Origin of the sequence: Bdellovibrio svalbardensis (assembly GCF_029531655.1) — a bacterium.
Classification (GTDB): Bacteria; Bdellovibrionota; Bdellovibrionia; order Bdellovibrionales; family Bdellovibrionaceae; genus Bdellovibrio; species Bdellovibrio svalbardensis.
Genome location: NZ_JANRMI010000001.1, coordinates 437,533 through 458,566, shown reverse-complemented (window position 1 = coordinate 458,566; position 21,034 = coordinate 437,533). Strand labels below are relative to the sequence as shown.

Annotated in this window: 28 protein-coding genes; 11 read left to right on the top strand and 17 right to left on the bottom strand. The window is 44.0% G+C overall.

Features of this window, described 5'->3' with window-relative positions; translation table 11 throughout:
- Window positions 1-48: 48 nt before the first annotated feature.
- The 5 genes from NWE73_RS02225 (at window position 49) to NWE73_RS02205 (ending at window position 4,278) form a co-directional block, all read left to right on the top strand.
- A complete protein-coding gene (locus NWE73_RS02225; RefSeq protein WP_277576637.1) occupies window positions 49-870 on the top strand; it encodes a S1 family peptidase in 822 nt (273 codons plus the stop codon).
- Between the two features lie 47 nt (window positions 871-917).
- A complete protein-coding gene (locus NWE73_RS02220; RefSeq protein ID WP_277576636.1) occupies window positions 918-1,274 on the top strand; it encodes a zinc ribbon domain-containing protein YjdM in 357 nt (118 codons plus the stop codon).
- 188 nt (window positions 1,275-1,462) lie between these two features.
- Window positions 1,463-2,824: a DEAD/DEAH box helicase gene (locus NWE73_RS02215; protein WP_277576635.1), complete on the top strand. Its 1,362-nt coding sequence runs from the start codon at window positions 1,463-1,465 to the stop codon at window positions 2,822-2,824.
- 126 nt (window positions 2,825-2,950) lie between these two features.
- Entirely contained in the window at window positions 2,951-3,598 is a 648-nt protein-coding gene (locus tag NWE73_RS02210) for a hypothetical protein (RefSeq protein ID WP_277576634.1), read from the top strand.
- A 104-nt stretch (window positions 3,599-3,702) separates the two neighbouring features.
- On the top strand, window positions 3,703-4,278 hold the full coding sequence (locus NWE73_RS02205; protein ID WP_277576633.1) for an NADAR family protein: 576 nt from the start codon (window positions 3,703-3,705) through the stop codon (window positions 4,276-4,278).
- Here the strand turns inward: NWE73_RS02205 and NWE73_RS02200 are convergent.
- Complete coding sequence (locus NWE73_RS02200; protein ID WP_277576632.1) at window positions 4,247-5,629, bottom strand: MBL fold metallo-hydrolase; 1,383 nt, start codon at window positions 5,627-5,629, stop codon at window positions 4,247-4,249. The two genes, NWE73_RS02205 and NWE73_RS02200, sit on opposite strands and share 32 nt — an antisense overlap.
- A complete protein-coding gene (locus NWE73_RS02195; RefSeq protein WP_277576631.1) occupies window positions 5,629-6,162 on the bottom strand; it encodes an SRPBCC family protein in 534 nt (177 codons plus the stop codon). The genes NWE73_RS02200 and NWE73_RS02195 overlap by 1 nt, the downstream gene beginning before the upstream one ends.
- Window positions 6,163-6,365: 203 nt before the next feature.
- Here NWE73_RS02195 and NWE73_RS02190 point away from each other — a divergent pair, with 203 nt between their 5' ends.
- From NWE73_RS02190 to NWE73_RS02180, 3 genes are all read left to right on the top strand, one after another.
- On the top strand, window positions 6,366-6,959 hold the full coding sequence (locus NWE73_RS02190) for an AAA family ATPase (protein ID WP_277576630.1): 594 nt from the start codon (window positions 6,366-6,368) through the stop codon (window positions 6,957-6,959).
- A gap of 215 nt (window positions 6,960-7,174) precedes the next feature.
- Window positions 7,175-7,783: an HAD family hydrolase gene (locus tag NWE73_RS02185; RefSeq protein WP_277576629.1), complete on the top strand. Its 609-nt coding sequence runs from the start codon at window positions 7,175-7,177 to the stop codon at window positions 7,781-7,783.
- A 158-nt stretch (window positions 7,784-7,941) separates the two neighbouring features.
- Entirely contained in the window at window positions 7,942-8,706 is a 765-nt protein-coding gene (locus tag NWE73_RS02180; protein ID WP_277576628.1) for a substrate-binding periplasmic protein, read from the top strand.
- Window positions 8,707-8,724: 18 nt separating this feature from the next.
- Here NWE73_RS02180 and NWE73_RS02175 read toward each other — a convergent pair whose 3' ends face one another.
- From NWE73_RS02175 to NWE73_RS02165, 3 genes are all read right to left on the bottom strand, one after another.
- The gene (locus NWE73_RS02175) at window positions 8,725-9,222 is read right to left on the bottom strand and encodes an FBP domain-containing protein (protein WP_277576627.1); all 498 of its coding nucleotides are present in this window, start codon (window positions 9,220-9,222) and stop codon (window positions 8,725-8,727) included.
- An 86-nt stretch (window positions 9,223-9,308) separates the two neighbouring features.
- Window positions 9,309-9,815 (bottom strand): hypothetical protein, encoded by a 507-nt coding sequence (locus tag NWE73_RS02170; RefSeq protein ID WP_277576626.1) that lies wholly within the window; start codon window positions 9,813-9,815, stop codon window positions 9,309-9,311.
- Between the two features lie 61 nt (window positions 9,816-9,876).
- On the bottom strand, window positions 9,877-10,071 hold the full coding sequence (locus NWE73_RS02165) for a hypothetical protein (RefSeq protein WP_277576625.1): 195 nt from the start codon (window positions 10,069-10,071) through the stop codon (window positions 9,877-9,879).
- Between the two features lie 163 nt (window positions 10,072-10,234).
- Between NWE73_RS02165 and NWE73_RS02160 the strand changes: the two genes are divergently transcribed.
- The gene (locus NWE73_RS02160) at window positions 10,235-10,585 is read left to right on the top strand and encodes a hypothetical protein (protein ID WP_277576624.1); all 351 of its coding nucleotides are present in this window, start codon (window positions 10,235-10,237) and stop codon (window positions 10,583-10,585) included.
- Window positions 10,586-10,638: 53 nt separating this feature from the next.
- Here NWE73_RS02160 and NWE73_RS02155 read toward each other — a convergent pair whose 3' ends face one another.
- From NWE73_RS02155 to NWE73_RS02130, 6 genes are all read right to left on the bottom strand, one after another.
- Window positions 10,639-11,004 (bottom strand): VOC family protein, encoded by a 366-nt coding sequence (locus tag NWE73_RS02155; protein ID WP_277576623.1) that lies wholly within the window; start codon window positions 11,002-11,004, stop codon window positions 10,639-10,641.
- On the bottom strand, window positions 11,001-11,489 hold the full coding sequence (locus NWE73_RS02150; RefSeq protein ID WP_277576622.1) for a GNAT family N-acetyltransferase: 489 nt from the start codon (window positions 11,487-11,489) through the stop codon (window positions 11,001-11,003). The genes NWE73_RS02155 and NWE73_RS02150 overlap by 4 nt, the downstream gene beginning before the upstream one ends.
- Window positions 11,489-11,914, bottom strand: coding sequence for an SRPBCC domain-containing protein (locus tag NWE73_RS02145; RefSeq protein ID WP_277576621.1), 426 nt, complete (start codon window positions 11,912-11,914; stop codon window positions 11,489-11,491). The genes NWE73_RS02150 and NWE73_RS02145 overlap by 1 nt, the downstream gene beginning before the upstream one ends.
- Window positions 11,915-11,921: 7 nt before the next feature.
- Window positions 11,922-12,221 (bottom strand): DUF6163 family protein, encoded by a 300-nt coding sequence (locus NWE73_RS02140; RefSeq protein WP_277576620.1) that lies wholly within the window; start codon window positions 12,219-12,221, stop codon window positions 11,922-11,924.
- 46 nt (window positions 12,222-12,267) lie between these two features.
- On the bottom strand, window positions 12,268-12,693 hold the full coding sequence (locus NWE73_RS02135; protein WP_277576619.1) for a DUF1801 domain-containing protein: 426 nt from the start codon (window positions 12,691-12,693) through the stop codon (window positions 12,268-12,270).
- 96 nt (window positions 12,694-12,789) lie between these two features.
- Window positions 12,790-13,269, bottom strand: a complete 480-nt coding sequence (locus tag NWE73_RS02130; protein ID WP_277576618.1) for a VOC family protein — start codon at window positions 13,267-13,269, stop codon at window positions 12,790-12,792.
- A gap of 247 nt (window positions 13,270-13,516) precedes the next feature.
- Here NWE73_RS02130 and NWE73_RS02125 point away from each other — a divergent pair, with 247 nt between their 5' ends.
- Window positions 13,517-14,404: a M14 family metallopeptidase gene (locus NWE73_RS02125; protein ID WP_277576617.1), complete on the top strand. Its 888-nt coding sequence runs from the start codon at window positions 13,517-13,519 to the stop codon at window positions 14,402-14,404.
- Here the strand turns inward: NWE73_RS02125 and NWE73_RS02120 are convergent.
- Window positions 14,401-15,015, bottom strand: a complete 615-nt coding sequence (locus NWE73_RS02120) for a DUF938 domain-containing protein (protein WP_277576616.1) — start codon at window positions 15,013-15,015, stop codon at window positions 14,401-14,403. The genes NWE73_RS02125 and NWE73_RS02120 overlap by 4 nt on opposite strands.
- 197 nt (window positions 15,016-15,212) lie before the next feature.
- On the opposite strand from NWE73_RS02120, the gene NWE73_RS02115 reads away from it, so the two are divergent.
- Entirely contained in the window at window positions 15,213-16,046 is an 834-nt protein-coding gene (locus NWE73_RS02115) for a class I SAM-dependent methyltransferase (protein WP_277576615.1), read from the top strand.
- A 209-nt stretch (window positions 16,047-16,255) separates the two neighbouring features.
- On the opposite strand, the gene NWE73_RS02110 is transcribed toward NWE73_RS02115, so the two are convergent.
- The 5 genes from NWE73_RS02110 to NWE73_RS02090 form a co-directional block, all read right to left on the bottom strand.
- A complete protein-coding gene (locus NWE73_RS02110; protein WP_277576614.1) occupies window positions 16,256-17,125 on the bottom strand; it encodes a DNA adenine methylase in 870 nt (289 codons plus the stop codon).
- Window positions 17,125-18,471 carry a hypothetical protein gene (locus NWE73_RS02105; RefSeq protein ID WP_277576613.1) on the bottom strand — a complete coding sequence of 449 codons (1,347 nt, stop codon included), beginning with the start codon at window positions 18,469-18,471 and terminating at the stop codon, window positions 17,125-17,127. The genes NWE73_RS02110 and NWE73_RS02105 overlap by 1 nt, the downstream gene beginning before the upstream one ends.
- A 121-nt stretch (window positions 18,472-18,592) precedes the next feature.
- Window positions 18,593-19,021 (bottom strand): hypothetical protein, encoded by a 429-nt coding sequence (locus NWE73_RS02100; RefSeq protein ID WP_277576612.1) that lies wholly within the window; start codon window positions 19,019-19,021, stop codon window positions 18,593-18,595.
- The gene (locus tag NWE73_RS02095; RefSeq protein WP_277576611.1) at window positions 19,018-19,626 is read right to left on the bottom strand and encodes a hypothetical protein; all 609 of its coding nucleotides are present in this window, start codon (window positions 19,624-19,626) and stop codon (window positions 19,018-19,020) included. The genes NWE73_RS02100 and NWE73_RS02095 overlap by 4 nt, the downstream gene beginning before the upstream one ends.
- A gap of 327 nt (window positions 19,627-19,953) precedes the next feature.
- Window positions 19,954-20,820 (bottom strand): AraC family transcriptional regulator, encoded by an 867-nt coding sequence (locus NWE73_RS02090; RefSeq protein ID WP_277576610.1) that lies wholly within the window; start codon window positions 20,818-20,820, stop codon window positions 19,954-19,956.
- Window positions 20,821-21,034 lie beyond the last annotated feature (214 nt).

Below are 21,034 nucleotides of genomic sequence, written 5' to 3'. Positions count from 1 at the left end.
GGTTCCATGCGGGTTTCGACATTACTATTTCTATTCACAACATGGACCATGAAGACCTCTTGCCAGCCAAAGAGTTCTGAAGAAACGATCAATGCAAAAAACACCGTCGCTTCTATCATTGGCGGCACCAACGCCACAGAAAATGAATTTCCATTTTTAATTAATATTTGGCAAAACAGCCCTCAGGACAATTTCGTAGATCATCTTTGCGGAGCCAGTTTAATTCATCCAAAATGGGTCCTAACCGCTGCTCACTGCCTTCTTGAGGATGTCACCGACAAAACAGTGGGCACCATCAAACTCAAAGACATCGTCATGTACATCGGAAGCAATAAAATTTCCGGCCAGGGTGGACGAGCACTCAAAGCTAAATCTATTTTAATTCATCCACAGTTTTCATGGCCTCATCATGACGTCGCCTTGCTAGAACTGGTTGACCCCGTCACCGATGTCACTCCTGTTTCGCTAAATCAAAAAGATTTGGATAGCTCTTCAACGCCTTTATTCGGAACGGTGGCGGGCTGGGGCCTTGTCGACTCTGCTGGAAAGCAAGATGGTGTCTTGCTGCAGAAAATCACTCTGCCCCTCCTGAGTCGCAAAGCCTGCGCGGAAGACCCTTACTTGCGTAAGAAGAATTGGCCACTCGGCCCTGATGTCTTGTGCGCTGAAACTTTTCAGAATACAAAATCCAGTTGTCCAGGTGATAGCGGCGGTCCTTTGTTTCAATTTGCGAATGGCGCCTTCACCCAAATCGGAATCGTCAGCTGGGGTTTTGCCTGCCGTCCGTTCAATCGAGATAACGAAGCCAATGTCGACGGCTACGCCGATGTTTCAGATGCCTATCCTTGGATTCAAAGCATTATCAAATAGCTTCGATTTTCTTGGTAAAAAGGGCCCGCGTCGAATAAGATCGGCCCATGCAAGATCCAACTCATTGTCCAAAATGTAATTCCGAAAATATTTACTCTGACGGCAACCTCTGGATTTGTCCTGAGTGTAGCCACGAATGGAGCGCTCTCGCTTCTTCTGAGCAACCCGTCGAAGCTCCCCAAGACAATCTCGTGCGCGATGCTAACGGCAACGTCTTGAATGATGGCGACTCAGTGACTGTCATTAAAGAACTTCGCATTAAAGGCTCTTCTTCCGCAGTTAAAGTCGGAACGAAAGTTAAGAATATTCGCCTTACTGATGCCGGAGACGGACATGATATCGCCTGCAAAATCGACGGTATCGGCGCTATTAATTTGAAGTCTGAGTTCGTACGCAAAGCATAGAACTTAGCCTCAGAATCTAAACAATAAAGCCAATCCCCAGGGGTTGGCTTTTTATTTTGGCCTACGAGCTGGTAATTTTTTTAAATAATCCAAATATATTAGGCCTTTAAGGCGATTTTTGTAGGGCATCTACCGAATGAAAGATAGAGTGCCCAGATCTTTGATTTCATTGAGTAAGGACCCTTCCCATGAGCACATTTTCTGACTTTGGTTTACTGGCATCACTTTTTAAAACTCTGAAAGCCCAGCGCATCGTCAAACCCACTGAAATTCAGAACAACACCATTCCATTGATGATGGCAGGACAATCTGTCGTTGGAGTTTCTGAAACCGGCAGCGGTAAAACCTTGGCCTATGCTCTTCCTCTTTTGCACATGTTAAAAACTCTCGAAGATGAGGGCACACCAGTGACTGCGGAGGCTTCACCTCGCGCAATCGTCATGGTTCCGACTAGAGAGCTAGGCGAACAGGTTTCTAAAGTTTTTAAAACATTGACCCATGATACTCGCCTGCGTGTTCGCCCTGCTTTGGGTGGTATGGCGATGGAACAAGCGCGCCGAAATACTTCGGGTGCATTTGAAATCTTGCTTGCTACTCCAGGTCGTTTGACTCAATTGATGGATCGCGATCTGATCAATCTTACAGACGTGCGTATGTTGGTTTTTGACGAAGCCGATCAGATGATGGATCAAGGATTCTTGCCTGATTCCAATAAAGTTTATTATGCCTGTCCTAAGGACGTGCAGATGGCTTTGTTCTCTGCAACGGTTTCAACAGCCGTTCAGGATTTGATCAATAACCTTTTTGCCTCTGCAGAGATCTTCAGAAGTTCTGGCAGCGGTAAAGTTGTGCAATCTTTGAAAACATCCAACCGCATTGTCAAAGACGGTAAACGTTGGCCTTTGCTGGAAAAGATTTTGGCCGAACCCGTCGAAGGCGGAACCATTCTTTTCACCAACACTCGCGAACAGTGTGACAATCTTGCCAAAGAACTGGCCGACAACGGATATGAAGCTGTCATCTATCGCGGCGAAATGGAAAAAAATGATCGTCGTCAGAATCTTAAAAAATTCGCCGACGGCAAAGTAAAGCTCTTGGTCGCCACCGATCTTGCGGGTCGTGGTTTGGATATCTACAACGTAGACCGTGTGATCAATTACCATTTGCCGAAACAAAAAGAAAACTACCTTCACCGCGCGGGCCGTACAGCACGTGCCGGTCGCAAGGGCCTCGTTATCAATCTTGTGACTGAACGTGATGAGCGCTTGCTTGCACAAATCGAAGGCCGCAAAATGCCTGCAGTCAGAGATGCCGCTAAATATGCATCACAACCTTATGTGAAGCCTCAAGCTGCCGGCAAAGGTAAAACAACAGAAAAAGCTGCTGGAAAATTCGTCGCAAAACCTGCAGCGAAATCCGCAAAGGCCGCTGATGCGAAACCTTTGGGAAAAGGAAAACCAAGCGCCTCAGCGAAGCCCCCATTTAAGGGCGGTGCCAAGCCCGCAGCAAAGCGTGGCTTCTCTTCAGGTGCTCCCAAACGTCGCGGCTAATCGTCTAAGTAAAGTCTCCCGCGCCTATGAATCGCGGGAGACCATTCTCTAAAAGCCTTGGCACAATTACAGCAATATCCTCCAATGCAGAAGCTCAACTCGCTCTATTGTTTTTGGAGGCACTCCATGGCTTTTTCTCGCGTCCTACTGTCTATAACTTTGTCAGTTCTAACTGCGCCAGCGTGGGCCACCAGCTTCTTTTGCTCCCCTGAAAACCAGCTTCAATATAAGGGCATTAACTGCTGCAACCCTTCCATTTCAGCCGAAGTCTGCAATCAAAAAATAGATCAGTTGTCTCAATCCACCATCGACCGAGTCGCCAAGGTGAAGCAGCTCATCGACCAGAAAGTTTATCCTGATGGAGGCTATCCGAATTGTCATTGGAACGCTCTTTATGAACAAGGGGTTCGCGAAGCCGTGGAAAAATGGGAACTCCTCTATACAGAGGTTCCTGGAATCATTGCCCGAGACTTTGTCGAGATTTCCAGAGAAGAGCTAAAGGCCGGCGACTATGTAGCGGTTTGGTTTCAAACCCAAGTCCGCGAATTTGACGAGGATACACACAAAAGAGTCTGGTTCGACGTCGGAACTGAGGTTGGCCACAGTGCTGTTTACATCGGTGACAATATGGTCTTCCAAAAAGAAAGCGCCAACTCCAAAGAGTTCTCAATTCAAAGTATAGATGAAATGTTTGAGGCCTACGACAAGGGCTTTAACTCTCAGCCACAAATGCGCAGAGGCCAAGGTTCTTTGCACTTCTACCGCAAAAAATAAATCAGTAATCTTCAGTAGGCCCCGTGCGGGGCTTGCGACAGCGCAGATCACCAAAGAATTCTATTTTCATTGAGCTTTCCCATTGTTTTTGAAATAACTGGCTCATGACGAATTTCCTGCAGAGATATCGCTTCTTTTTACTTCTTTTAGTTTTCTCATGTGAAGTCGCGTGCGCACATCCTGGGGCCCGCCATTACGAGCAATTCCCCAAGACAGCCGCCGTCCCCTATCAAGAAGCGATTTTGGATTTCTACTCCACCAAAGATCCTTACGGAGAATTTTCTAACTTTGCCCTCTTCCCGGTTTTCGTCGATGATGAATGGTGGGCGACGAGCGAGCACTATTATCAAGCTCACAAGTACGAGAAGAAAGAGCTCATGGCCTGGGTGAAGGAAGCGCCAACGCCTTATGAGGCGGCCCTGCGCGGACGCGACAAGAATATTGAAAAACGTGCGGACTGGGAACAGCGCAAAGATGAATTCATGGAAAAAGCGGTCGTGGATAAATTTTCGCGCTATCCGGATTTGCAGAACTTATTGCTTTCTACGGGGACTGCGCGAATTTACGAGCATACCAAAAATGATTGCTACTGGGGTGATTGCGGAGATCGAACTGGCAAAAACAAGCTAGGTCTTTTGCTGGAAAAGATCAGAACTTCTCTGCGTGCTCCCGCGCCTTGATTCGTTTTAGCTGCGCGATCTGATAGGATCCAAAAAATCCATTGAACAGGCAGCGTATTAACGGATCATCGACAATATCAGCGTCCTGAATTTCTTTTTCGATCTCTGGCGCAAAGACCATATCGTTAATTCGCATATACATCGAAGTCAGAGACTCCCCGAGCTCTAAAGCGGCATAGAGTTTAGAAATAGGAACTTCGGTTGTCCAAGATAAAGGGTCTTGTGTATCTGCAAGAGCTTCAATACTAGAACCATCCAATCGATAGCGGAAAATCCTGACCTCGCCCTTATGGTCATAAACAGACAACTGCCACATCCTTGGCTTTTCAAAGTACATATCAGCAGGTGGATCCATCAACTGATATTTTTCAATCAATCCAACCCGGCAATATTCGTAAACTCTTTCTGTTTGTTGTGCCGTCAGTGGTTCGAAATGTTGAGCGATCTCTGCTGTTCGCGGCGGCGGCAGCTCAGGTCTGTAATCATAATCCACATCCTGATCTCCGACAGGCAGAACCCAAGGCAACGGCGATGATTGCTGAAGAGACCCTTGATCCAAAGTCACAGAGACCGAGGGATTTAATCTAACGACCTGTGAATCCGGCAAGGCGGATTCAATTTCTTTCTGAAACTGACGATAGGATATTGGAAAGAAAGCCTGATTGTACCAAGACCAGTCTTCCAAAACGAACTGACAAGAGCTTGGTACGATATATCTAGGTTTTAGTTTTGTGAGCTGTTCAACCCACTCCACCGGAAGCTCTCCGGTTGCAGCCGTGGCCCGAGACGGTGCAATCACTTCAATCTCGCGCATTGTTTGGAACGGCCACATCACCATATCCCAAGGCCCCATCCGCGCAAGTTCATCCAGTGTCGAATAGTCGATCCACGAATCAACCACGTTCAGGACATTCAGGCCCGCAGCTTTAATTTGAAACATCGAATCGACATCGGAATCCAAAGCTCTGCGTGGGATAATTTCAATGGCGCCCACAACAACGGGAACATCGATTTGCAAGGGATGGACGTTTACAAATCCCAGCTCTTTAATCAAAGCAAAGAGCTCCTCAAACAGACAATAGACGTAGATCGGAGTTTTACGATCCAAGAAGTCCAAGCTTTCGAAAGAGCAGTGATCATCGTGAAAATGAGAAATAAAGACCGCATCCAGCTTCAGGTTTCTGATTTGCTCGTGATCAAATCGAACGTTCGGAAACGCGTGGCAGTTCCTGCTGAATGGGTTTTCAAATATTGTATCAAAGGCGATCTGCGTTTGATCGCACTCAAAAACGTATCCCGCATGAAGGATACGGGAGATTTTCAAATTTCGACCTGTTTGATTTGCCGACATTACTTATTATTTTCGACAATATTTTTTAAGTTGCTGATCCCTTTTAGGAATTGATCACCCAACATCTTGTCACAATCGATAAAGACCGTGATCATTTTTCCAAGAAATTGATTTTGTCCTGACATAGTCCAGGTAAATCGAGTCCCAGAACCCTCAGGTGTCAGTTTGTATTCAACCAAATTATTCGCTTCAAAAGGTTTCAGCATCTGAAGTTTAATTTGCACCGACTCATTAGGCACAATCTGCAGTATCTCAAGATTACCCGTGCCCGCATCCTTGTTTCCATCGAAGCTCATCCAAGAGCCCACCTGACCGTCGACACTGCCATAATTTTTCTTCATCTTCGGGTCCATTTGCTCATAAGGAGACCACTGCCCAGCCAGCTTGAAGTTAATAAGGTAAGGGAAGATCTTGTCGGCCGAAGCATTGATAAGGTCACTGCGTTCATATTTAAAACTGCTAGGACGAGTTGAAATGAAGATCACAAAAATTACCACAAGAGCTAGAACAACCAAGCCAATGATCCCAAGCACAGAAAACCTCTTTGTTTTATGACTGACTATTAAATACCAAATCGAATAAAAAGGCAGCTAAAACTCTGTCTCTTTGGCTCCTAAAAAATTGGGCCCCTTGGGCTCCTTGCCCAAACACAAAACCGAACCTTCTTGGTACACGCCTTTTCCCTACGCAGGTATCCTTAAGGGGTCTGCTAGCGGACTTAGGAGAACGACCACTTATGAAGAAAAATAATCACTTCAAGATTGTTATAACTGGTGGCCCCGGCGGCGGAAAAACGACGGCGCTAGATCTCTTCCAAAGGGAATTAAGAACTGAAGTAAAGATCATCCCTGAAGCAGCGACAACTTTATTTTCACGCGGACTCAATCGCGAAAGAACCCCGGAAAGAATGAAGCTCCTGCAGTGCTCTATCTATAAAATGCAAATCAATCTGGAGGATATCTATCACAATCTGTATTCAGACCGGTTGCTGGTCTGTGACCGTGGCGCCCTCGACGGCCTGGCTTACTGGCCGGAAGACGAAAACAGCTTTTTTGAAAGCATCGGATCCAGTCTCGAGAAAGAAATCGCCCGCTATGATGCTGTTATATTTTTTCAAACAGCAGCCTCGGTCAATGAAGACATTGAAAGTAACAACCCCTACCGCTCCGAGGATTCGCGAGCCGCCACTCTGCTTGACGAAAAGTTAAAGAAAGTTTGGGAGCAGCATCCAAACTTTCACTACATCCCTACTTCTTCATCATTCATGCTCAAGATCGCCCACGGCCTGATTACCATTCAGGGCGTGCTTGAAGAGATGAGGAAGCGCTGACCTGATTTTCTGATCTCGAAGTAACCTTAGCTCAAATCTTTATTTTATTGGCTCCTCTCATGACCAAACGCAACACCGGCGCCGAAAGCAGGTGTGACCGTACCCAAGCCATCGACTAGAATTCAGGTCGCTTGAGTGGACACAAGTTGATCTATGAGGTAGTTATTGGTGGATTCAGATTGCACCAATGTATTTTCCCTTGAGGGATCTTAAAGATGTTAAACAAGTATTACCCTAGTCGCGAATTCAAGGCTCTTCTTTTCGATTTTGATGGCACCGTTGCTGATACCATGGGTGTTCATCTTGCAGCCTGGAATCACGGTCTTTCCATTTACAATCTGACCTTGAGCCGCGAGCAACATCTGGCATGGGCGGGTCGCCCCACACGCATGATCGTGCAAATGCTCAACGAACTGCACAAAGTAGATATTCCCGTTGATGAGTTTTTAAAAGCTAAAGAGGTCAACTATTTCGCTTCGGTCCATGAAGTGAAAGAGATCGTCTCGGTTGTGGAAATCATCAAACACTATCACGGCAAGATTCCCATGGCGATCGTCACAGGCAGCCGCCACAAACCCGTTGAGACGACCCTTTCACACCTAGGCTTAACAAAGTATTTTGATCACCTTGTTTGCGCGGAAGACTATGTCCACGGCAAACCCGCTCCAGACTGTTTTTTACGTGCGGCTGAATTGCTCAATGTCCGCCCCGAAGATTGTTTAGTTTTTGAGGATGCCGCCTTAGGCATCGAAGCCGCCAAGAACGCAGGAATGGCTTGCCTGAAAGTGGATGACCGTCATGAACTGATGGTGGTGGAATTCTAGCAAAAGCCAATTTATGCAGAGCTTTTGTGTTCAATGCCAGAATGACTCGCGAAATTTTGAGACTAAAGTTAGATCTCATCCACAGAGCCGAGTGATAAAATAAGATTTGGTACAATTGAGCCAATCTATTTTACCGCTAACCAGCTCTAGGATGCGTTATGAAACTTATGCTGTTTCTTGCTATCCTGCTGCTTCACCAAATGGTGCAAGGCGGGGAAAGCTTGCAGATATATACTACGGAATATCCGCCCTATCAGTCTCAAGGACCTAATAGAGTGGAAGGTATTTCTGCCGACATTGTCCGAGAGATCCTCAAGGAAGCTCAAATCACAGCGACCATTTCCATTCTTCCCTGGTCCCGCGCTGAACACGAATTGGCTTCCAAAAAAGACAGCGTCCTGTTTTTCTCTCTTTCCAGAACTGCAGATCGAGAAAAAAAGTATCAATGGATTGCTGATATCACCCCTACGCGAATTAAGATTTGGAAGCTCAAAAAACGAAGCAATATCGTCGTCCACTCATTGGCTGACTTAAACAAATACTATCTTGGAACAATGGAAGGAGTGGTGACCCATCGTTATCTATTGGAACATGGCGTACGAAGTGAAAATTTCTACCGGGTAAGTAGAGATGAACAGTTGGTTGGCATGCTGAATGGAGGACATGTCGATCTTATCGCACTGGACGAGGTCACCTTCTGGAGCCAGGTCAAACAATGCAACTATTCACCTGATAGTTTTGAAATGGCATTTCCCCTGCCTCAGATTTCCGGCAATGCCTATCTGGTTGCCAACCTCAAAACCCCAAAAAGCACTGTCACGAAACTGCAAAGAGCCTGGCAGATTGTAAAAGAAAAGAAGATTCATGAGAGCATCAGGGAACGTTACCTCACTGAGGCTTCGAAACCACCATCTTCAAAATGAACACCCTGGATCTGCCAGCTATTCCTGTTTGTAGCCGCTGATATTCTCGAAAAGTTTTCCAATCTTATAGTAAAGATCCGCAATGTACTTTTCCGGATTCTTTCCTGCAAGCATCGTGTTCTCTTCAATCTTTTCGATACAGCGCAAATCCTGACAGATCAGATACGAGTTGCTGACATTGGCACTCATCGCAACAGAAAGCAGGCCGATATCATCGGAAGTTCCATAGGAGTTGCACCAGCCACAAAGTCCTCCGACGGGTTCAACCGTCGAGGCGGTGCGCTTAAAAGCCACTCCTCGCGGAAGATCCCAGTTCGGTGCTTTAAACACCAAATAAGTATAAACTCCAGAGGGCTCTTTCCAGGTAAAGTAAGAACGAACGTTTAACGGAAACTTCAGTTTTTCGGGAAGAACCAGTTTATTTTGATCACGCGTTCGGAAAGCCTGAACAAACTCTTCTTCGGAGTTGATGGAAAACACGTTTTCTGTTCTGAAGTTATTGATTTGCGATTGCATGGAATTTTCTCCCCAAGACTCAATTCTACAGGTGGTTCAGATACATTTCCAGTCGCATCTCAGACTCAACCTAAGTAGGAGTCTGCTTATATATTCACTTTTTTAAAGCGGCGTACAAGAGCTGGAATCCCCAACATCAAAACCATAATAATGATCGCAGTCCACGTTCCGTCACCCAAAATACTATTGAGCCAGATCGTTGAGACCATCACCACGCCAAAGAAGAACATATCTCCAATGATCGCAACAGCCCAACCGGATAAAAAACTATGTCCCTGCGCAAGTGCCGCCGCCCTTCCCGTCATGGGATCGACACCAAAGGCAATCAGCACCAACAAGAATGGACCTGGATTGGGTCCATATCCCGCAATTGTTTTGTTGGTAGTCTCTTTAAGATTTGCCATGAACTGAGCCAGAAACTGAAACCGTTTCGCCAGATGACCCATGACGATCATTAAGGGCTCAAAAACAAAAGCCAGAGCGACATCAGAAATAAAGTACAGAATCGTCATCGCAAGCCAACCGATGCCCTTGCTTTGCGCCAGTACGACGCCCGCGGGAATTCCTCCACCGATGGGAATCGCGAACAGCATAAAGACGTCCCATGATTGTTTGAGTGAATTGAAGGAAAGAGCGGACGGCAAATAATTCATCTCAGTGCTCACCATCAGCTTGGTGCATCTTCTTCAGCACCATCGAGATGGTTTCGGCATCAACTCCAGCTCGCTTCATTAAAGACTTGGCTTTCCCAAAATCGTCAGCATCAATAGCTTCGAAAAAGGCATCGATCCTGCCAATCTCAGCAAGCTTCTCTAGTACCAATGTTCCTTCAAAATCCTTCTCATCCATTTTGAAAAAATCTCCTCAGTTTTGCTCTGGGCCAATAAATCTGACTCTTGTTTATCCTATCTTATTGAAATTACTGGCGCCATTAATTTATCAGCCAAAAAAAGGATGGATATTTAATAGCTTTTCACATATTAGGAAAACCAGACCTTGAAAGGATATGAATATGAAATGGATCGCAACTTTATTGACCACCCTCCTAGTCACTTCCATCGCAAATGCAGGGGCTTATGTTGAGATTGCTGTCGCTAACTTCTCAAGCACTCCAGGTGGGACTGTAACTATATCCGCTTTGAACTCTAACGACGAGGTTTATCACCAGTACAATTTCGGGGCCTTCAATCAGTTCAGCGCTTACAAGAGCAGCTTCATTTTGCCTGAAGGGGTCTCAACTTATAGAATTACAATCGAGCCAAAAATGGCAAGAACTTGCACGTTCGAAGTGCCATCATACAGAAGCGATGTTTTCATTAAGCTTCTCGGAGCTAGTATGAACATTGGGTGTGAGCTTCAATAACAGCCAAGAAATCATGGGGCGGCCTAAAGGTCGCCCACCTTAATAGGAATGAGCTAAAGCGTATTAGCCTCAAAACCAATGACGTTTCCGAACGGATCTTGCACCTGCATAATTGTCCTTTGAGTTTCAGAGACCTTTAAAGGACCTCGGTAAAGCTTCCCACCTAATTCTTCGACTTTTTTTAGAACTGCATCAATATCATCTACAAGCCAATAGCCGACTGAACCGCCTTGCGAGAAGGGATTCTTCGCATCGGGCAAGGTTATATCAAAACATGCCCCACCGATTTTAAACGAAACGAAAAAGTCTAAATCTTCAATGGGTTCCAGATTAAAAAGAGCTTCATACCAATCGCGGCTTTTCTGGATATCATTTGAAAAAATACGAATCGCCGTAACCTCTTGGATTTTGAAGCTCATAGAATTAACCTCATGGGAATATATCTAATCCCGACTCCACCGATGTTTATAGTTCCTTGAGGACCTGAATCTTCAAATCCCTGCTTCTGATAGAACTTGTGAGCCGTTAATGTGGATTCAAGAGTCACCTCTTCCGCACCTCTTGATTTTGCTTCCGCGATCATTGCACTCACAATTTTATACCCAAGTCCAAAACCATTGGCTTCCTTCACTAGGTAAAGCCCTAGCACGTGAGCCTTTATTGATCCGTCTTTCTCTGAGAGAGCCATGTGTCCAAATCCTTCGATCTTCGCAAAAGACTCCACGACCCAGACAAATTGATTTTTGATCGCATTGATTCTTTGATCTTCCCGAAAGGGACGATGTCCCCAAGCACTAACTTCCTCCGAAGTGTGATCCTTTGAACAGACTTCTTGAATCGAGCGCATGTGAGCTTCGTGTATTCCCAGCGCATCTTCTGGTTTCGCTCTTCTTATTTGGTACATTACTTCCGCGCCAACACTTCAGCTGTCAGACGATCCAGATTTTGTTCATTAGCGGGAACCACGATATGTTCAACGTTCCTTGCAACTTCTGAATTCTCAAAGGCCTGCGACCAAGACACCATTGTTCCCGCCGGCGATGCAGCCAAGCCAATTGTTAAGCGAAACTTTGGTTCCGACATATGCTGCACAACCACCTTTGTCGGTGACTCGACTTCTGCAAACATACTTTCGTTCAAATAGTTTTTGCCGTCCGGTCCATGCATAACAAAAGACCAACGCCCACCGCTTTTAAACTCACAAACATTAAAGGTATTGGTGAAACCAGCTGGTCCCCACCAACGCGCCAAGCGCTCTGAACTGCTGATCGCAGAAAAAACTTGCTCTACAGTTGCGGGAATTTCACGAGAAGTAGTGAATGTCGTCATAATCTTCCTATTTCTGCTGTTCTAAGACTTTAAACCTTCTGAGGGAGAGCAATTTAAAGATCCCATAAATACTCAAAGTTATAATATGAAACTTAATTAGCACTCCCTGATCGCCAAAATAATGCGAGAAACCAGCATAAGCAATAAGCTGGGATAGCGCCACAAGCAGGAAGGCATAATCTCCCCATGGACGCTTCATAAATAGTCCCAATGAAGCAACGCTATCAAAAATCAAAAGATAGATAATCCAAACTTTCCATCCCCAGCTCATAGAGGAATAAGAAAGGCGATAACCAAAGACATCCATAAGATGAAGGAAAGCCCCTACTAAATAACAGATCGCTAAAAATATCCTATACTTTGCCAATGCTTTTACCTTTTTGTTTCGAAGCGTTCAGTGCTACCACTTCACGGATGAGAGATTTGAACGCAGCTACATTAACTTTATCGCCCTCATTTAAGTCGATGGCGCGTCTGGAGTTGCCTTCCAGGCTCGAGTTAAAAAGCTTTTTGGGATCCTTTAGCTTAGCACCGTTGACGAAGGTCAGCTTGATCTTGTCTTTATAAGACTCCCCCGTGCAGATGATCCCATCTTGTGACCATACTGGAACGCCTCGCCACTTCCACTCTTCGATAACTTCAGGGACTGACTTTTTGATCAGAGAACGGATCTGGGAAAGAGTCTCACCGCGCCAGTCAGCCAGTTCCTTGATTCTTGCATCGATCAACTGAGATGGTGAGTTGGCTTTCGGCGAAGTGCCGACCTTGCTCTTCTTCATAGTCTTCCCCCTGACCACCACGATAGCAGCCTCAAAAGCGGCTTGGCAATCAGGGCAAAAATGTTTTTGCTTTAATTAGTTTCCCCGCACGCTGAACTAAGCCCGTTCGTAGGCTGCCTTCAGTTTCTTCAAGTCCAACTTAACCATGTCCCACATCGTGTGCATCACAGCTTCCTTCTTTTTCTTGTTCTTACTGGTGTTCCACTTGTCAAAGTCAGCCGGAGTGATCTGCCAGCGAACGCCGTACTTATCGATCAACCAACCGCATTGCACAGGTTTACCTCCACCGCTGGTCAACTTCTTCCAATAGGTGTCGATCTCGCGCTGGGTCTTGCAGGGCACAACGAATGAAATGGATTCATTGAAAGTCATCTTGGTGTAGCCATTCAAGAGCATAATTTTTTGACCCAACAGAGTAATGTGCATAGTCAGCACAGAGCCCTCTTTGACGCCCATGGGGTTGCTGCCCCAGTAAGAAGTCTTGCCAATCTTGGTGTCTTTGAAAATTGATTTGTAGAACTTGGCCATTTCTTCGGCTTTATCATTGGACCAGATACAGGCGTAGATTTTAGACATGGTGAAGGTTCTCCTATTTTAGTGAAAGTGTACACGTGAGGGAGGTTCAGGCTAAGCACAAATTTCTGCGAATGAGTGCGCAACAATTCAAAACGGAACTAGCTTCTGAATATTTGACAGAGATCTAAGCGAAGCCATTTTCGAAATCACTGACTGATAAAAAACATTTAACAACTTTGGCTTTAAATGGTCATTTTATTGACCCGTGATCGAGATAAGTGCTTTGATGCGCATGAGGGTCAAACGCATGGAAAATTTAGTCCCCTGGGGCGCACTTGAGAAAGAAGCATGGTTCAAAGAACAATCAGTGAAGCGTTCTTATAAAGACGAAGTTTTAGCGAAGATCGAAGAACTGAAATCTTCGTTTGAAGTTATCCAGTACGGAGCCTTGTCTTACAATCCTGATCTTTATCCCCTTTTCTTAGTAAAATCGAAAAACTTCGATCCAAAAAAGAAAACCATTCTAATCACTGGCGGCGTTCACGGCTACGAAACCAGTGGTGTTCAGGGCGCTCTTGCTTTCATGAAAAAAGAAGCTGCGAACTACCAGGAATTTAATTTCCTCTGCACTCCTTGTATCAGTCCGTGGGGATATGAAACCATTAATCGCTGGAATCCCCTCGCGATTGATCCGAACCGTTCATTTCTTCCCAACAGTCCCGCCGAAGAATGCAAGCTCTTCCTCAAGGCCATGGAGCCTTTTGAGTCTGAAATCTATGCTCACTTTGATCTGCACGAGACGACGGACACTGATAACTCTGTCTTTCGCCCCGCCAAAATTGCTCGCGACGGAAAAGATGAAGAGCTGACCGAAATCCCTGATGGATTTTATGGAGTCGGCGACTCAGAAAATCCGTGCTTTGATTTCCAGAAGGCCATCATCCACTCCGTCAGACAGGTGACTCATATTGCTCCCCCGGATGCAGAGGGAAGACTTATTGGCGAACCCTTGGAGCAAGAAGGTGTGATTAACCTTCCTGTTAAGAAACTTTACCTTTGCGCGGGGTTTTCAAAAGCGAAATTCACAACGACTACCGAGGTTTATCCTGATAGTCCGAAAGTCACTGATGCGATCTGCATAGATGCGCAGATCGCCGCCATTAAGGGTGGATTAGACTATTTGAAAAAAGTTTAAGATTTTCTGATGAATTTCAATCTGCGAAATACCAGTAAGCGATTGTTTGCTGGCATTTCGAAATCTTTTAAAAGTTCAAAGCCATTCTTAAACATCGCCCCTAGGACATCTTCAAAATTACGAATGCCACTTTGCGGATCATTGGCACGCAAAGACTTGTCGAACTCTTCATTGCTCGGGGTTGTGAACTTGCCGTTATAATTAAATGGGCCGTAAATCAGAACCTTACCGCCCTCTTGCAAGCGGCCACTGATCAACTTAATAAACGTCTTACACTCCTTCCAGTGCATGATGTGGAAGGTATTAATCGTCAAAATAACGTCGAAAGTGCGAATCGGAAAATCATCTTGACCCACTGTCATGCGAAATGGAGTTTTGATATTGGGAACACCACTTTCTTTTATGCGTTCGCGCAGCATGGGTAGATTTTCTGCCACCTCAGTTGGAGTCCATTCCATCTTTGGAAAAAATGGCGCGAGGTAAACCGCGTGTTGCCCTGTGCCTGCGCCGACCTCAAGTAGGTTTTTGTCTTCAGGACGAAGAACTTTCTTAAGAACTTCGAGGATGGGCTCTTTATTACGATCGGCGGCAGCGGAGAATGGTAGTTCCATGAGGTTCCTATTTTAACTTTAACTCAGTATATCGCAAAGTGCCCGCCCCTGGCCAATTTTAAATTCTCGACGGACTTGATGGACTTGACGGACTTATAGAGGAGTTGTGTTCAACGATTTTAACGACTTAGAACCATTTCCAGCATTTCTAGCTTCCTTAGATATACTTTTTACTCAAAATCAGATAGAAACGAGTCATGAAAAAGCCACTAGAAGAGATGCGAGACGGTCAGTCGATTGAATTACTTAAAGAGCTACACATTCTTACCCGTGATGGGAAAATCAATCAGGACAGCCGTCGCAAGCTAAAACAGGTTTATCATCTTTATAATTTCATTGAGCCTTTACTGAAAGACCTTCAGGCCTCCGGCGCAGATGTGAACATGGTCGATCATGGTGCTGGTAAATCCTATTTAGGTTTTATCATTTATGATCTGTTCTTTAAAAACCTGGCTGGCAACGGCCACGTTTACGGTATTGAAACGCGCGACGAACTGGTTAAGAAGTCAATTGAACTGCAAGGTAAGTTGAATTTTCCAAATATGTCGTTCCTACCGTTGCTGGTTGCAGAAGCGACAGAATCTAAACTATTGCCTGAAAAGATCGGTCTGGTCACAGCTCTTCACGCCTGCGACACAGCCACTGACGACGCCATTGATTTTGCCCTCAAAAAACAAGCTAAGCACATCGTCTTAGTCCCTTGTTGCCAAGCTGAAATGGCGAAGGTCCTTCGTCAAAATAAAGCCAAACAACTTGCAAGTCCTTTAACAGAAATTTGGCGCCACCCCATTCACACGCGCGAATTCGGAAGTCACTTAACGAATGTTCTGCGCAGTCTTCGTTTAGAGGCTTATGGATATCAGGTCACCGTCACTGAACTTGTCGGGTTTGAGCATTCGATGAAAAACGAATTGATCATTGCGACTAAAAAAGAAGGCCCCCGCCAGCGTGCTGCCGATCGTTTAAATTGGATTTTGGATGAGTTGAATTTGAATGAAATGCGTGAGCGGTTTTCGACTGGGCTGAGGTAGTTTAGTTTCTAATTTTATTAGCGCACCACCATCGAAGCCACCTTTTGACATTCCGGAGACACATAGTCAAATAACCCAAGCTGTGTGATTTATTCCGACCAAAAATCTGAATGGTGGTTTTTGAAGAAAAAAATAAAGCGGAGTATATTTTCCTGCATATACTTTTTACGAATTACCGCGGCTGCAGTGATGAGATATCTTTTGATATCTCAAATCATTAATTCACCATTTACACCGATTTCCGAAATATTCGGCACAGCCATGCTCTTTGCAAAATATATGACTTCTCCACCGAATTGATTTCCTGCAGCACTATAGCTCAACGTAAATTCAACTCTCTCATATGTTTTGTATAGCTTCTGCAATATACTGTGATTGTCATATGAAATGACCCACTTTAAATCTTCAGATTCTTTCAGAAATTCCGCCATATTTGCATGGTCATCTTGATCAAAATATTTTCTATAAAGAGACGGCCCCTTTTCAAGATATGGCGGATCTAAATAAACTAAAGACTTCTTTGATAAAACTGGTTTAATTTCTTTTACAAAATCGCATGCATCTCGATTATGAACGGATATCCTGCCTGCAAAGTCGGCTATTCTCTCAATTCTGCGAATCAATTCTACTTTATTGAAACGACTATCAATTTTCCAAGGACCATCTTGTTTTAGGCTGCCAATTACACCACCGTTCATAATGCCCGAACGATTTGTACGATTTAGAAAGAAGGTGGAGAATCCCAAATCAAATAAATTGGATTCATAGCGATTTCTTTGAATCTCCTTTTGCTCTCGCCAATTCTTGAGATCAACTGGAATCTTCTCTATTTTTCGGCAAAAATCCTCAGGGTGATTCAATATGGAATGCCAGAAAGCATAAATAGATATATCAATATCGTTTAAGTATAGCTTTCTTGCATACGCATTTGCCAATAGATAAAGACCTATAGAAGCACCGCCCGCGAAAGGCTCTACGAAGTCTGCATCACCAAGCCGATTTGTATCTAAAACGAGCCCCATATATTTGGACAGCTTAGCTTTACCACCCGGGTATCTTAATGGAGAAAAGAACTCCATTACACTTGACTCCAGATTGCTTCGACGAATAGTTGAATGTTATCCCAGTTAATTTTAAGCTCATTCGCAACAGGATTGAAAGACTTATTATGCACGTACGCATTGAATGTATTCGCAGACAGCATGTGATGAATATTACCGCCACTAGCGCGAATACCTTTCAACTCCTGCTTATGAATAATCCCACTTTGTTCAAGATGATCCGCAACTCCATTTATCTTCAATTGCAGTTTTGAATCGCTATTTAGCTTCGGTAGCTTCTTTCGTTCGATATAGGCATCTACACTTAACTCAACAAAAACACGCATAAGGACTGCGGCAGCATTGACATATTCGTCACAATTCATGCTTTTTAGCTCTTGATACACTTTGTTAATACGTCTTTCTGATATCTTAAGAATGCAGTCCTTAGGAATTAACGAAACTCTTGATGCAGAGAGAGGATTCGGCTTCTTAGATCTACTTTTTGTGGTAGCTGTAGGCACAGTGCCCCTTGATGATGCAACCACTTCCCACTTTGCCGGAGCTTTCTTTCCCTTAGAGGGGAGGTCACCTTTTCCAAAAGTTTCAATGTACTTCTCGCGATCTTTTTTCGTGTAAATATCTTTAACTTTTATGGCTTTGGAAACCAAGTCGTTAACAACTTTTGTCAGGCCTTTTACAACTTCCGACTCCTCAAAGTCTGTGTTAACTTTCCCATCCTCGATCGTGATACCAAGAACAGATTGCATATTTCTATCTTTTATTATTCTCTCAAGATTAGTAGCAGGGACTTTTCCCAAGTTAGACTTTACATCTTGAGATACATACGAACTCTTTTTTAAAAAGTCGATCACCTGAAGTGCCTCTGCCGTGTTGCCACCAACACTTTCCTCAAATCTCGCCTGCTGCTGAGTGTTCCAACGAACGGTGCCAACCCCTTCATTCTCCCCGGTATGTTTAAGCTTAATCCACTTATTTGCATTATCTGGATCATCAAAAACTATACAGCTTATAGATTTTATTTTCTTATATCCACTAGAGAGTTCCTTGAATTTCTTGAGCAGTGCTTTATCAAAGGATGCAAAATCTGGGTTGTCTAGCAGCTTAAGAGCAGTAATTCTGCGATTACCCTCTAACACTACAAATATTCCTTTTACAGTTTCAACTGGAGCGACAATTGCTGACTCTGACGGGTTTAGTCCGAACTTGATAATATCTTCTGCAAGATTTATAATTTTGTCTGACTGCTCATTCAGCATCGTTCTGATGGCTTCTCGTTGATCACCGGCCATCTCGAATCGGGGATTTTGAGTGTTTAGCTCTAAGTTGGACAACTGTAAATCTTGCCGATTCCATTCGGACATTCGCCACTCCAGTAAACAATTAATGTTTGTTTACTTATTTAAAGTACTTGGAATCATCTGTGTCCAGAAGAATTTATTTTTTTTGCCAGAGGTCTAGTTTTTGCGTCTCAATAATTACTTATCAAACTATCAATTTTTTAATCCATTCTGAATCAACGAATAATTTGACAGTAATCGCATTGCCATTAAATCGATATGTTATTGTGAGCGTCGACATATGCCTTTGCTTCACATCCAAGACATTGGATATCGGATTACTCGCAATTATTTTTTTTAGTTCTTCAGGAATATAAAAAGCAAACCTCGCAGAACTATTATTCAGCTGAATCCACCAAACCCCATTGATATCCTCAAAATGGATGCGATATTCACGTTCGTTAAAAAGCTCATGGATCAGCGGGCGCTCCCCTTCATGTCTCAAAATAACGGGAATTTTGTCATTAAAGACACCAAGGATAACTTTTCCTTTATTTCTAGAAATATCAGCTTTTACTTTACTGACCAGTTCATCAATTTGATGTTTTTCAACTTCAACATTACCATCGGTCATAAAGTTCCTCGAAAGGTCTCTCTAAGATATTTTAAATCTATATTAATATCGGTATTCCATTTGATGCGGTGACCTTTATCTTTGAGAGGTTGTACAATCACCGTTTCAACATACAAATCGATGACATCAATAATGATACTCTCATAGATATCTGCACTTAGATCAAGAAGGTAAATATCTTGTGCATACGCGTAGTTTTGTGCATTTACCGTGAACCCACTGGAAGATATTACAGCATATTGATAGTGATACCTACTTGTACGGCGATTAGAACTAGGACGAAAATATTCCTCTACATCCTTTTTCACACCCACAGCATTTCTAATAATGCTTATTCCGACGGGATTTCCCTCGCTATACTTGGCTTCACAAAGCAAACGAAGGGGATTGGAGAATGGCGGCGGAAAAACATAGTCCGCGATGGCATCTATTTGGTGTTTCTCGCCACGCCCTAAGACGCATATTCCATTCGGGGCATTCTCGAGATATGGATCTCTACGATTAATATTTGGAACCGATTGTACAGTCGTATAGCAGGAATCTTCGAGCAAGTACAAAATAGCTTCTTCAAGCAAAGCCGCTTTAATGCTGGAAATGCGAGCCAAACTTAACCTCTTCAAATTGTGACTTATATAATAGGCACACCAAATTACTTCAAGCCTTGAAAAATTCTCTCTCGGTAAAGTAAATCAATCTATTGTTTATTTATAATTTAGACCTAGGGATTAACATAGTCACAAAAATAAAGAACCACCGCAATGGGTGGTTCTTTATTTTCTAAATTGGTAGAAACGAGTTCATTCTTATCGAAACTTCCTCCAGCAACAAAACCCATCCTATCTTGCCGGAATTATTGGAGCTATAAAAATCTCGAATGCCGGTTTTAATAAGTATTCTATGCATGGAAGATTATATTTACTCCTCCACTAACATCAATCGTGTATCGGCACTAAAATATCAAATTCACTGTTGGCTGATTCACGATCAAATTTTGGACCATACGCTTCAATCGAAAGCCCATCCAATATTTTAAGACCACTCTCAGGCATCCACACATTCCATATCTTTCTGGCGGTATCACCGGAGTCAGCTAAATGACCTTTGTGCGTAAACTTCGCATAATTACCTGCGGGAAGAATAACCTCTGTCATTCCCGTCGGAAGAGCGAAGTCTTGCCCTACTTCGATGCCCGCTAAATATACATATCCGTTTTTCGCAGGGTTATTAACCAGTGGATGTGATGGCAGTCGAATTCCATAGACGATGTTCTCGTCAGTTGGCTTCAGTTCGCTCCACCGTGCCGCAAATTGATCCCACTGATCGTGTGCCTCTTGGAAATCGTAATCACCATAGGCTTTTGCAATTCCCACTAACCGCTTTGCTTTTTGTTTTATAACTTCTGGCTTCACCGCATCTCCTTTAATTAAGGCGTTGATCTCGTCTAATGTTAAAGATCGACTGACCTCCATAGACTTTTTCATTTTGCGGAGTTGGCCTGGTGCCATGTCATAGGCTTTTTTAAAAGCGCGAGTAAAAGCTTCTTGCGATTCGTACTGACACTCCAATGCAAGATCTAAGATATCTTGATCAGTATCAATCAATCGGCGAGCGGCTTCGCTTAAGCGGCGCTTACGTACATATTCGTTAACCGTCATTCCCATCAAGCTCGTAAAAACGCGATGGAAATGAAACGGCGAAAATGCACCCGCACTAGCAATCGATTCCAAATCTATCTGCGCAAATAAATTCTGATCGATATACGTGATCGCTTTAAATACTCTAAATCCATGGTCACTCATGACGCCCCTCTGCTGAATACGGGTATAGCGGACTTCCAGCGGTGATTTTTGATCTATCTTGCTAAAGTAATAACAGAAATTCAATTCCCTCAGGCTACCCTAGGAGAATTGAACCCAAAATAAATCAATAAGATCTATGATTTAGAAAAATGGTGGCGGCGAGTCGCGAGTTATCGAAACTTTCTCCAGCGTCAGAATCCGTCTTATCTTTTTG